The organism is Marinobacter sp. UBA2498 (genome assembly GCF_002341575.1).
In the GTDB taxonomy this organism is placed as follows: Bacteria; Pseudomonadota; Gammaproteobacteria; order Pseudomonadales; family Oleiphilaceae; genus Marinobacter; species Marinobacter manganoxydans.
This window is the reverse complement of record NZ_DDOI01000047.1, coordinates 58,674-70,975: the sequence shown is the minus strand read 5'-3', so window position 1 is coordinate 70,975 and position 12,302 is coordinate 58,674. Positions and strand designations below refer to the sequence as shown.

Here is a 12,302-nt window from a genome sequence, read left to right as displayed (position 1 = left end):
ATGGCAGCGGCTGGCGGATGAAGAAAAGAGCCCGGAACGGCAACAGCAGCTTCAGCAAATCACCACCGACCTGGCGAACCTCGAAAAACAACAGGCCGAGCTGCAAGCCAGCCTCGAACGCCGCGAACGGGAAATCCGCGAAGCCCGACCGGACTTTCTCAAGCAAGACATCGAACGCTACCAGAATGCGGTCAATCAACTACGCCAGACCCAGGAAAACCGCGGGCGTGAGCTCAGGGATATCAAAGTCAGGCTTGAAGCCTGGGGTGCCGAAGGGCTGGAAGAACAGCTCAATGAGAAAGAGGCGGAGTACGACCAGTGCAATCGCCGCTATCAGGAATTGCACCGCCGCGCCCAGGCCCTGGATCTGCTGCTGAACCTGCTCACCGAAAAACGCCAGGCCCTGACGCGTCGACTGCAGGCCCCCCTGCAGAAACACCTGAACCACTACCTTTCAGTACTGTTTCCGGAAGCGTCGCTGGAAGTGGACGAACAGCTACGCCCGGGCACCTTCAGCCGAGGCAGCGAACTGGGGCAGATCACCGAACTGAGCTTTGGTGCCCGCGAACAGATGGGCCTCATCAGCCGCCTGGCCTATGCCGACCTGCTGCGGGAAGCCGGAAGGCCAACGCTGGTCATCCTGGACGACACCCTGGTGCACAGTGATAGCGATCGCCTGGAAGATATGAAACGCATTCTGTTCGATGCGGCAAGCCGGCATCAGATACTGCTGTTTACCTGCCATCCAGGGAACTGGAGCGACCTTGGTGTACCACCTATTGACCTCCAGAGCTTGAAGGTTCATGCAGTTGCACAGGCATAACTAGCGACGCCAAGCAGTGCTTTGCAAGTTACGGCCGGCTGACCGGCAAGCTGGATATTCGGTTGTGGCTGTCCGGTGCGTCCACGATGTGGAAGCGCTGGATCTAACTGGTGTCATGTGAGGCTACACTGTAATCGATAGCAATCGCTCGATTGCCAAAAAAAGCCTGTCGGGAGGATCGCGGATTTCGTGGAAATCCGACATTTTAGGGGTTAACGTCATTCCACCGGATTTAGTTAGATTGCGAGATATAAGGAATGCCGGTGGCCACCGCGCCGTTCTTCTGGAAGTCATCAATGTGGGACGTACACGATGCAGCAGACCGGAATCTACGAGCAGCTTATTACCCGGCTCGTAGAAAACAGATTGGACAGGAAACAATTTTACGTAGGTGAGCGCCAGCTTAGCAGTGTGGAAGCATCTGTATGGTTGTCACGATTCCTTACTAACATTCTGGAGTTCGCTATTGGGTCGGTGCCTTCGGGCGATAACCGACTTCAGGAGCAAATCGAGTTATCGAATCAGTTGCTGATGTGGCTCAAGGGGAAGGTGCAGGATGATGGGTTCCTGGATGAGAACCTCCTCGATAGCCAAGGAAAGATCCTCACCGCGCTTTATGAGCTGGAAAACCCGGTTGCTGCGAACCTGAAGCAGTATGTTGAAGACGTTTTCCCGCTCACAGGACTCACACAGAGTGAGTTATTTTCAGGCAGTAATGCTGGCTTGTCACTGGAGTCAGAGCTAAAGCGCGAGATTTTGTCAGCGGACCGGATTTACTGGTTGGTCTCGTTCATCAAATGGGCCGGAATTCGGATATTCCGGAAAGAACTGGAAGCCTTCACCGCGAGTGGCCGAGAGCTGAAAATCATCACCACCTCCTACATGGGGGCAACGGATGCCAAAGCCGTTGAGTATCTGGCTAGCCTGCCGAACACCGAAGTGAAGCTGAGCTACAACACCGAGCGTGAAAGGCTGCACGCCAAGAGCTATTTGTTCCTCCGGAACACGGGTTTTCACACCGGTTACATCGGTTCATCAAACCTATCTCGATCGGCGCTGACCAATGGCCTTGAGTGGAATCTTAAGATCACCGCTCAGGAAATCCCTCACATCATCAACAAATCGCTCAGCACCTTTGAAACCTATTGGGCTTCGGAAGACTTTGAATGGTTCGATGGCCGGGCTGAGAGTACCGAAAAGCTCAACCGCGCACTAAAACAACAAAAAGGGTTGGACGCTCCCGGCTCCTCCCACTATTTCGAAATTACGCCGTTTCCGCATCAGAAAGACATTCTAGAGCAACTCTCTGTTGAGCGGGACGTGCACCAGCGTTTGCGAAACCTCGTGGTGGCCGCCACTGGCACCGGCAAGACCCTGATCTCGGCGTTTGATTTTCGGCGCTTCCTGAAAGCAAAACCAAACGCCCACTTTCTGTTTGTGGCGCACCGGGAAGAAATTCTGCGCCAAGCCCGGGAAGCTTACCGTGGCGTGCTGCGTAATAATGCTTTCGGTGAACTCTGGGTAGGCGGCCAGTTGCCGGAACACTACCGGCAATTGTTCGTTTCGATTCAGACTCTGAATAACCAGCTGGATCAGCTAAAGCTCACTGAAGGCTATTACGACTACATCGTAATCGACGAAGTGCACCACATCGCCGCATCGAGTTATCGGGCGGTATTGGAACACTTCTCGCCCGAAATACTGCTGGGACTGACAGCGACTCCGGAGCGACACGATGGCGGCGATATTCTCAGCGACTTTGGTGGCGTGATTGCCGCCGAACTCCGGTTACCGGAGGCCATCAACCGCCGCCACCTTTGCCCCTTTCAATACTTTGGAATAGATGATGACACCGACCTGCGCACTATTCCTTGGAGTCGTGGGCGTTACGATATTGCTCAGTTGACGAACTTGTATACGCACAACCAGAATCGCGTAAAAAAGATTCTGCGAAGCTTGCGGGAAATCGTCACCGATATAGCCAGCATGAAAGCTCTCGCTTTCTGTGTGAGCCGTGAACACGCGACCTTCATGGTGGAGCAGCTCCTGTTGCACGGCATCAAGGCCGATGTGCTCACTAGTGACAACAGCCACGAACGCCAACAAAAGCAGCAAGCCATTCGCTCCGGGCAAATCAACGTGCTGTGTGTGGTCGACATATTCAACGAAGGCGTCGATATTCCGGAAGTCGACACCCTGTTATTCCTGCGCCCAACCGAAAGCCTGACCATCTTCCTTCAGCAACTGGGTCGGGGTTTGCGCCTTGCTGACGACAAAGATTGCTGCACAGTCTTGGACTTTGTTGGTAATTCTCGGCCTGAATATGATTTCGCCAATAAATTCCGGGCACTGGTGGGAAAGTCAGAACGCTCAATTTCGGAAGAACTGAAGCAGGGCTTTCCCCATGCACCACTGGGTTGCCGAATTGAGCTCACCAAGAAAACCCAGGAAATGGTGCTGAGCAACATCCGGCAAGCCACGCTGACCATGAAGCGGCTGGTGTCTCTTGTTCGGCAGTTCCCACAGCATTCCACTCAGCCACTCACGCTGAAGAACTTCATAACCCATCATCCCCACATCGACCTGAACGAACTCTACAAACGGGGCAGTTGGGCCGAGTTGGTGAGCAAGGCAAAAGACGAAGACAGAGCCGATGACTCGTTTAAACTGGCGAAGAAGGCCATCCACAATCGGATTTTGATCTGCGACGATCACCAGTACCTGCTGTTTCTTAAGAAGCTATGCCAAGCAGGGTTTAGCTGTGACGACCCGAAAGGTCGCCAGGCACTCATGTGCCATTACGACTTCTGGCAGAAAGCAGGGCCAGAGCTGGAATTTGATTCGCTGACACAAAGCTTGGCAGGACTCAGCAAGCTGGGGCTGGAACAGGAGCTGGTGGACGTGCTCGACTGGAAATTGGCGAAAACCAAACACGAGCAGCCGGCGATGCCGGAGTTGCGGGAAGTCCCGCTACGATTGCACGCCCGCTATTCCCGAGAGCAGATTCTGGTTGGCTTTGGTGCGATGACGTTCGAGCATAACCCACCATCGAGGGAAGGTGTATATGTCATTCAGGATCAAAATATTGAGCTGATGTTTGTCACCTTGGACAAAAACGAAAAGCAGTTCTCCCCAACCACCATGTACCACGACTACGCCATCAATGAGCAGTTATTCCACTGGCAGTCGCAAAACAGTTCCCGGCCTGACCGTGGTAAAGGGAAGGACTATATTCAACACCAAGCCATCAACAAGCGGTTGTTCTTGTTTGTAAGAGAGCAGGCGAAAGACGAATATGGTCGCACGATGGGGTTTGTGAATTATGGTGAGGTGGATTACGTGTCTCACACCGGTTCCCAGCCGATGAGTATTACCTGGAAACTCCGAACGCCGATGCCAAACTTTATGTGGCAGCAGGCAGCGAAGCTGGCGGCGGCATGAGTTACCGTCCCTACAACAAAAACGCCCAAAACTTCTTCACCCAATACCAGTCCCTGACCTTCGAACAGGTTCACCAAGACTGGCTCTCCTTCCTGGGCGATAAAGCAGGCCTTGCTCTCGATGTCGGCGCAGGCAGTGGTCGCGATTCCAGTGCCCTTGCAGAACGAGGCTGGGATGTTGTCGCGGTAGAGCCCGCAGATGGCTTAAGAGAGTTGGGGCAGGACGCTACTCGCATTCAGAGCATTCACTGGGTAGACGATCAATTACCCGATCTAGGTAAGATCCGGAAGCTGAGCTATCGCTTCGATCTGATTCTTGTTTCCGCTGTCTGGATGCATATCCCGCCCTCCGATCGTGATCGTGCCTTTCGAATCCTGACTGAGCTTTTGGCACCCGGTGGAATGCTGGTGATTACGGTTCGGCATGGGCCCGGTGATGGCGAACGACTTTTTTACGACGTCAGTAGGGAAGAGCTGGAGGTTTTTGCCAAACGCCGGGCACTGATTCCGCTCCCGTTGCCGGTCGAGCGCAAGAAGGATGCGCTCCAGAGGGACGAAGTTTCTTGGGAGACGCTGGCTTTTAGGTTGGCGGACGATGGCACCGGAGCATTGCCGACAGTCCGTCACATTATCGTTAATGATAATAAGTCTTCGACTTACAAATTGGGTTTGCTGCGAACCCTAGTCCGGATTGCTGACGGAGCGCCCGGCTTGGCGCTTAAACGTAGTGATGACTGGGTGGATATTCCGCTTGGGGCGGTCGGGCTGTTCTGGATTATGCTTTATCACCCTCTGGTTCTGCGGCATCAATTGAGGCAAGCACCAGGCACTCGCGGCTATGGCTTTGCCACGGAGGATTTCTTAAAGCTGCAGGATTTCACGCCTCTGGATTTCAGAGTGGGCATGTCGCTGTCGGCGGATGTTGCTCCAGTAGTCCTGCGCGCTATCCGGGATGCTTGCTCGACCATTCTCAAGAACCCCGCAAATTTCACGACTTGGCCTGGTAGTAACCGTCCGATCTTCGAGGGCGGTTCGGCCAGGATGACCATCAAGAAGGCACCCGTGCGTTTGGATAAAGCAACGCTTTCCCGGTTCGGTACCTTCCGTGTTCCTTCGTTTCTCTGGGATACGTTCAGTCGCTATGCCTGCTGGATTGAACCTGCGATTGTTAATGAATGGATTGATTTGATGGGTAGCTGGGATCTTCGCTATTCCATGGATGTCTATCATCGTGGTTTACAGTGGGTTGAAGGTCAGCGCGATACGTCAGCTGTCCGTCAAATGATTAACCAGCAGCTCGAGGCTGGTAGGGTCGAGTGCGTATGGACGGCCCAAAATCTCAAAGCGAAGCGGTTTGACGTCGACCACTGTTTTCCGTGGTCACGATGGAACAACAACGATCTCTGGAATCTGATGCCAGCGACTCATACGGCGAACGCTTCTAAGTCCGAAAAGCTACCTGGGGACCTTCTGCTCAAGGAGGCGCACCCTCGAGTAGTGAATTGGTGGGAGCAAGCCATTGTAGGCACGTCTCGTGAGGAGCAGTTCTTCTCAGAGGCTGAGGCCTCACTGCCATTGCTGGGGCAGGAACGAACCGTGGAAGGCGTCTTTGAGGGGATGCTTCAGCAGCGACTGAGGCTGAAAACCAATCTTCAGCTGGCAGAGTGGTTGGGGCTGTAAACTTATGCTTGAACAGCAGGAATTATCCATGCCCGAATCACCGCTTGCCCAATCCCTGAAGCTCCCATGCGGAGCAGTTCTGCCGAACCGACTAGCCAAGGCCGCCATGACCGAAGGGCTGGCAGACGATCAGCTCCACGCTACCCACCGCCATGAAACCCTGTATCGGCGCTGGTCCGAGGGCGGAGCGGGGCTGTTGATTACCGGCAACGTGATGATTGATCACCGGGTGCTGGAGCGGCCGGGTAACGTGGCAATTGATCCGGCGCCGGCTGAAGGCGAGCCGGAGGGTATGGCGCAGTTGCGTGCCTGGGCCGAAGCGGGCACCCGCAACGGCAACCATTTGTGGATGCAGATCTCCCATGCCGGTCGGCAGTCGCCGCGTTACGTGACCACACGCCCAATGGGGCCTTCGGCGGTGCAGCTATCGCTGATGGGCAACTACGCTCGCCCACGGGCACTCACGGAGCCGGAGATTCTGGACTTTATCCAGCGTTTTGCCAATGTGGCCCGGATCGCCAAAGAGGCGGGGTTCACCGGTGTTCAGGTGCACGGGGCTCATGGGTATCTGTTGTCGTCTTTTCTGTCGCCGGTCACCAACCAGCGCACCGATCGCTGGGGTGGGTCGCTGGAAAATCGCGCCCGTTTCCTGCTTGAGGTGGTGCGGGCGACGCGCGCTGCGTTGGGGCCGGAGTTTCCGGTGGCGGTAAAGCTGAATTCCGACGATTTCCGCAAGGGTGGGTTTACGCTCGATGAGTCGGTGAGCGTGGTGCGCTGGCTCAATGAGGAGGGCATTGATCTGCTGGAGGTGTCTGGCGGCACCTACGAACAGCCGCGGCTGCTCGGGTACACTGGTGATGCCGATACGGCGAGCGATGGGCCGGCCATGCGGGAAAGCACTCGCAAGCGGGAGGCTTACTTCCTGGATTATGCCCAGACGATTCGTGAGGTGTGCAATTGCCCGCTGATGGTCACCGGTGGATTCCGTACCCGCTCGTTGATGGAAGAGGCGATAGCAAGTGGCGAAACCGACGTGATTGGCCTTGGCCGGCCGCTCTGCACCGATCCCGATACGCCCAAAGATCTGCTTGAAGGGCGCATCGATAAGACGGTTTGCTACGAAGATTACGTCAAACTTGCTCAACGAGGGTTTTTCTCACCAGCGAGTCCGCTGATGCCAATCAAAGTCATTAACGTGTTGGGCGGCCAGGCGTGGTACTACCAGCAGATTTTCCGGCTGGCGGATGGCGAAGAGGCTGATCCGGACCTGGGTATCCTCAAGGCCGTCGGGGCTTTTGTTAAGGATGAATTGAGCCGGTCCCGGCGGGTGAAGAAGGCCCGCCTTACCTAAAGATGATTCTCTGGATCGACCGGGGAATAAACCGGGTGATAAATTCGGCAGCGTAGGTCTGGGGTGTAACCAGGTATCGAGGCTTGGGTCGTGTCGCCTCTGCTGCCCTGACAATCTTTTTCGCGACGTCCGACGCACTGGCTGTAAAGGGCTTGATTCTGGCGCCTGGCGCGAGCGCTGCTTCCATTGCCTTGTACTTTTCCCGGTGCACGGCGCTGGCCTGGCCAAGCACGGGCTGCAACGCGGCCAGGGCATGCTCTCTGAACCGGGTCACCACGGGGCCCGGGAGCACCAGCGAGATACTTTCCAGGCTGTTGCTGCCCTGTTCATCAAACCAGAAACTCTCATGGGCCGTGTTCATCGCGGATTTGGCGGCACAGTAGGCGCCTTTCATTTTCTGGGGCGCGATGGAGAGAACGGAGCTAACCGCGATGACCCGCAAGGGTTTACCGTGCTGTTCGCAGAGCCCCAGGCAGACAGCAGCCAGCTTGATGGGGCCGAATACGTGGGTACTGAACTGCTTTTGCCACATGGGTTCGGAGAGATCGCGAAGCGCGCCGAATTGCCCGTAACCGGAGTTGTTGACCAGAATCACCCGCTCGGCTGCTGCAATTTCCGTGTCCAGAGCGCCCGCAAGCCCTTCGATCTGGTCAAAGGACTCTAGATCCAGCGCCAGCTCCAGATCGGCAGACTCGACACCAGCTGGCTGTCGGGACAGGGCGATCACCCTGTAGCCTTTCCGGGCAAAGAGGGCGCAGGCTTCACGGCCAATGCCGGCGCTGGCACCGGTTATCAGAGCGAGTTTGGTCATCGGATCAACCTCCAATCCTGCATCCGCAGCTGAAATTCACCAGCCTGTCGTCCGGAAACAAAAAGGCTGACCGAAGCCAGGTGCGAAAGATTCAGTGCTGCCTCATCGGTCAATGTTTTGCCGCGCCAGGTAGGGATGAAATCACTGAAGGGGAGTCGGATGCGGCTCCATTCTTCTGTACCTGGTGTGAATGCATGCTGGTACACAATGCTGCGCCGGTTGGTGCTGTTGCGAAGGCCGATCTTGTAGGTTTTTCCGTCGCCCCGAGCAAGAAGCTCGATACCGGTGTAGTCAGCTGCATCGAAAGGTTCCGGCAGGTCAGCTTTCACAGACGAAAATCCGCCGCCGTTGTCCAGTCGCACAGTGCCGTGAAAGACGCCAACGCCGCCCTCTGCAAGATCAACGGTGCCGTTAGACTGCCCGCCCATCACGCGGTCACCGAGGGGCTGCCAGGTTAACTGGCTTGCCTCTGAATGGAACGAGACAAGTATCGGGTTTTGCGTGGCGTTCCCGGAAATATCCCGGTTCTGCATAGAGTTACCTTCGATAGTTCAAAAACGTATTAAGTGTCGTTCGCCGCAATAGCTTACTGGCTATCCAGTACTTCCGCGGTCAGTGGATGGCGAGCTGGAAAACCATCATGCCCAGAAAGGCCAGTACAATCACAACACCAACTGAAGCCGGCTCCAGCTTTTTATTAGCATCCGGCAGAAGCTCGGCAAACACCATCCAGATCATAGCACCCGCAGCCAAACCAAGGCCGAAGGGAAGCATGGGTTTGAAGGTACTTACGAACAGGTAAGCGGGAATGGCCATCAATGGTTGCGGCAAGCTGCTGAAAATACTCCAGTCGGCGGCCTTGGTGACGGACATGCCTCTTGGCACCAGGATAAGTGCAATGGGTGTGCAGCTGTTTCTGTGTTCCGGGAATTATCGGTAACTACCGAGGAATCCTCGGTTATTGCCTGTTTTCCCAATAATCTGGCTCGCGATGAAGATTCATAACAGCAAGAATGAAAATGCTGTTCTTCTTTTCAACGTAAAGAACGCCATAGGGAAATCGTTTGACGAGTGAGCGACGAACAGGCTTTCGAATGAAGCTCCAGGCCTGGGGGAATTTGACAGCTCTGGCTACTGCTTGCTCGACTTGCTCGGCGAGATCTACTCCGAGGCCAGTTTGAATTGATTCGTAGTAATCGATTGCATCATTCAATTCCGCTTCCGCTGCGGGGTGAAAGGAATAATCCATTATTTCTGCAGCCTGCTCCGAATCTTTCTGAAAACCTCATCGCCGGGCACAGGATTCACCCTGCCGGAATCCAGGTCGTCCAGGCGGCACTTGGCAACTTCTACCCATTTTTCGTCAATACTGGCTTCGTTTGGGTTTAGGCTTTTCAATAATGACTCTATAACCAGCGCTCGTTCGTCGACGGGAAGAGCGCTAGCCTCGTCAATTAAATCCTGAAGGCGCATATTTTTTGCTCCAAGAGTGGTGAGGGGCCAAGTACGGTATCCATATTAACGCTTTATGAGTTATTTTGCTTCCCAGCCCATACGCAAATCCAAGAATAACCGTGGTACGCCCTTGAACGACTATCTCGACAAAATCCTGCGTGGCCAACCGATTAATTATGAAGCCTTCCTGAAAAAGCTTCCGGAGCAGTTTCGCCGGCGCCATCGGGACATGTTTGCCACAGAAAAGGTCCAGTCCAACCGATGGCTGGTCACGGTCCGGGATGAAACCGCTTTCGCGGAGCTGCAGAACGTCGCGGAGGCTCCCTTAAACAGAGTAGACGCCGCTAGAAAAGGTGACTCTCATCGCCATGGTACTGAGGTAAGTTTTCTTCTGGTTTACCATGGGGTATTGGCATCCAGCCGTCCGGATGTGGTTGTTATCAAGAGCGATTCTGTTGACATCGGTTTTCAGCGCGCCGGCTCCGTGCTGGTAATAGAAAACGAGCGTAACTTCTACCAATATCAGCAGATGCTGAAGTTTACCGGTGAGGCTCTTGGCTGGGCCTTGCATCTGGCGGACTGCGATGTGGTTCTGGGCAGTGGTAACCGGGTGACCCGGCGCGCGATTCTCGACTGGTTGCAGGGCTATGAAGAAGTATTCTGCGCATTCGATTATGATGCGGGTGGTCTGCAAATGTTCTCGACGATCGCAGCCTCGCTCGGTGACAAAGCCACCTTTGTTCAGCCGCCCGACTGGCAGCCATGGCTGGGCCGGTTCCGCAAACTACCGGACACCACCGAACGATTCACAAGGGCGATTTCGTTGGCAGAGGGGCTTGGTTTTGTACCCCTGGCAGAGGCGTTTCGAGTTACCGGCAAATTTATGGAACAGGAGATGATTCTGGATGAGTGACTCCCAGGGGAGCCCAGGCAATTTCAATTTTGGTATTCGCCGTCTGGTGTTGGTGGATTCCGCCGGCTTCTGTTACGTGGAAATTCCGGTGGATAACCACGGCCTGATCCTGGGCCCGGGCAATCTGGGCAAGTCCAGTCTGCTGAATTCCCTGCGTCTGTTTCTGCTGCCGGAAAACAACTTCAAGAACAGTCGCAAGAAATTCGCGTTCCGCAATGCCAGTGCCGGCAGCTTCTACTCTAACGAGGAAAGCTACCAGCATTATTTCCCCAGTCAGTTCAGCTTCCTGATCATGGAAGCGGAGAACCCGGCGGGGGTGCATTGCCAGATTTTGTACCGGGACAGCGCCAGCCAGCTCAGTTATGCCCGCGCTTTCGTGCCGGTTGGTTACGACCAGCTGCGGCCGCTGTTCTGGAATGGCGATGGTGAGGACGGAATCGGCCAGGCGGTGCCGGAGCTGTCGTTCAGCCGTTTGTCCGAGGCGCTGAAAAAGTTCTCCAAAGATACCCGACTGGTCAATGAACCGGCCAAGCTTAAACAGATGTTGTACAGCAGCGAGCTAATGAACGCCGATGCCGTACGCTATTCGGTGCTGCCCCTGGGTGAGTCCGACGAGCGCCGGGTGCAGTCGCTGCGCACGCTGATCCTGTTGCTGTTTGAAATGAAGGCAGACGATCAGGCCATGTCCAACGCGGTGGCCAGCATTATCGAGGCGGACAAGAAGTTTGCCGACGATGCCTTCGATTTCAATATCGATGAGTTTCTCAACCGGCACGATCAACTGAAGCAACAGCAAATCCAGCTTAATCAGATTGAAAAAGAGCGTTCACGGTTCGAGAAGCTGCAAAGGGATTATCAGGCCTACCAAACCCTGCTTCGCAGCCAGCACGATTTTGCGGCTTTCCGGGATGGCGTCACCCATGCCTTGCAGGATATTGGCGCCAGGCGTAAAGCCGCAGTAGAGGCGTTCAATGAACAGAACGAGACCCTGCGCCATGTGCTCCAGGCTCTGAAAAAACTGGAGCAGGACGCCAGTGGCCTGAAGGGCGAGATCCGTTCCGCCGACCGTCGCATCAAGCAGGCCGAGCAGAACCAGAAAGATGGCGATCTGCTGGTATCCCAGTACGGGGAGATGACCCTTCAGGAAATCGAGGACATCCAGAAAGAGGAACTCGATAGCAAGAAAGGGCACCTGGCTGCTCTCAAGAGTGCCGCCCAGGCGGAAATCCGGCTGGAGCAGATCCAGAAAAAGAAACAGGAACTTGAACGCAAGCTGGAATCCCTGAGGGAAAGAGAGAGCAAGCAACATTGGCAGTTGCAGAACCAGTTGGATGAGGCCACCGCGGCACCGCTGCGGGCCGTGGACCCCCGATTGGTGATGGCCAGCCCCGGTCAGGATCTGGACGCCGACAGCAAGGCGGCCATCGAAGCGTTTGCCCGGCTGTTCGTGCCCAATGACAAAGGCTTCGACTGGTTCGACGCCGAATATTCGGCCCAGCCGGCCCGGCAGACTGACTTCGCAGAGCAGCGCCGGCATATTGAAGGTGAGCTTCATGGCCTGGAAAAGGAGCGGGCCGAGCTGGCGGACACTGCCAACCAGGAACACGATCGGCCACGGTTGATCGAGCGCACCGAGAAAGAAATCCGTGCCATTGAGAAAGATCTGGAAACGCTGCAGCGTTTCCCGGCCGCCGCGACCACTCTTCGGGACGCCACCGACGAAAAGCAGGCAGCAGAGGAACAGCTGGCCAAACTGGAAGAGCAGGCCCGGCTGGAGCAGGAAAAGCAGGATGCGGTGCAGCAGAAGGCGGCCAAAGCCAGGGCTGAAA

Annotated in this window: 10 protein-coding genes and 1 pseudogene; 6 read left to right on the top strand and 5 right to left on the bottom strand. The window is 55.4% G+C overall.

Annotated elements, in window-relative coordinates:
• From B2W52_RS05685 to B2W52_RS05670, 4 genes are all read left to right on the top strand, one after another.
• On the top strand, positions 1-823 hold an 823-nt coding region (locus B2W52_RS05685; protein WP_414673478.1), incomplete at its 5' end, for an ATP-binding protein.
• Between the two features lie 312 nt (positions 824-1,135).
• On the top strand, positions 1,136-4,264 hold the full coding sequence (locus tag B2W52_RS05680; protein ID WP_273069368.1) for a DEAD/DEAH box helicase: 3,129 nt from the start codon (positions 1,136-1,138) through the stop codon (positions 4,262-4,264).
• Positions 4,261-5,943 carry a class I SAM-dependent methyltransferase gene (locus B2W52_RS05675; protein ID WP_273069370.1) on the top strand — a complete coding sequence of 561 codons (1,683 nt, stop codon included), beginning with the start codon at positions 4,261-4,263 and terminating at the stop codon, positions 5,941-5,943. The genes B2W52_RS05680 and B2W52_RS05675 overlap by 4 nt, the downstream gene beginning before the upstream one ends.
• Before the next feature lie 28 nt (positions 5,944-5,971).
• Complete coding sequence (locus B2W52_RS05670) at positions 5,972-7,294, top strand: NADH:flavin oxidoreductase/NADH oxidase family protein (RefSeq protein WP_286801836.1); 1,323 nt, start codon at positions 5,972-5,974, stop codon at positions 7,292-7,294.
• Here the strand turns inward: B2W52_RS05670 and B2W52_RS05665 are convergent.
• The 5 genes from B2W52_RS05665 to B2W52_RS05645 all read right to left on the bottom strand — a co-directional run bounded on the left by B2W52_RS05665 (position 7,287) and on the right by B2W52_RS05645 (position 9,578).
• Positions 7,287-8,105, bottom strand: coding sequence for an SDR family NAD(P)-dependent oxidoreductase (locus B2W52_RS05665; RefSeq protein WP_008171225.1), 819 nt, complete (start codon positions 8,103-8,105; stop codon positions 7,287-7,289). The two genes, B2W52_RS05670 and B2W52_RS05665, sit on opposite strands and share 8 nt — an antisense overlap.
• Entirely contained in the window at positions 8,102-8,638 is a 537-nt protein-coding gene (locus tag B2W52_RS05660) for a CIA30 family protein (protein WP_008171223.1), read from the bottom strand. The genes B2W52_RS05665 and B2W52_RS05660 overlap by 4 nt, the downstream gene beginning before the upstream one ends.
• A 79-nt stretch (positions 8,639-8,717) precedes the next feature.
• Positions 8,718-8,978, bottom strand: coding sequence for a ZIP family metal transporter (locus B2W52_RS05655; protein ID WP_008171221.1), 261 nt, complete (start codon positions 8,976-8,978; stop codon positions 8,718-8,720).
• Positions 8,979-9,063: 85 nt separating this feature from the next.
• Entirely contained in the window at positions 9,064-9,354 is a 291-nt protein-coding gene (locus B2W52_RS05650) for a type II toxin-antitoxin system RelE/ParE family toxin (RefSeq protein ID WP_008171220.1), read from the bottom strand.
• A complete protein-coding gene (locus tag B2W52_RS05645) occupies positions 9,354-9,578 on the bottom strand; it encodes an addiction module protein (protein ID WP_008171217.1) in 225 nt (74 codons plus the stop codon). Before B2W52_RS05645 ends, B2W52_RS05650 begins: the two co-directional genes overlap by 1 nt.
• 55 nt (positions 9,579-9,633) lie before the next feature.
• Here B2W52_RS05645 and B2W52_RS05640 point away from each other — a divergent pair, with 55 nt between their 5' ends.
• Positions 9,634-10,473, top strand: coding sequence for a hypothetical protein (locus tag B2W52_RS05640; protein ID WP_286801828.1), 840 nt, complete (start codon positions 9,634-9,636; stop codon positions 10,471-10,473).
• Positions 10,466-12,302 (top strand): annotated as a pseudogene (locus B2W52_RS05635) (hypothetical protein); the annotation flags it as partial. The gene B2W52_RS05640 and the pseudogene B2W52_RS05635, both read left to right, overlap by 8 nt.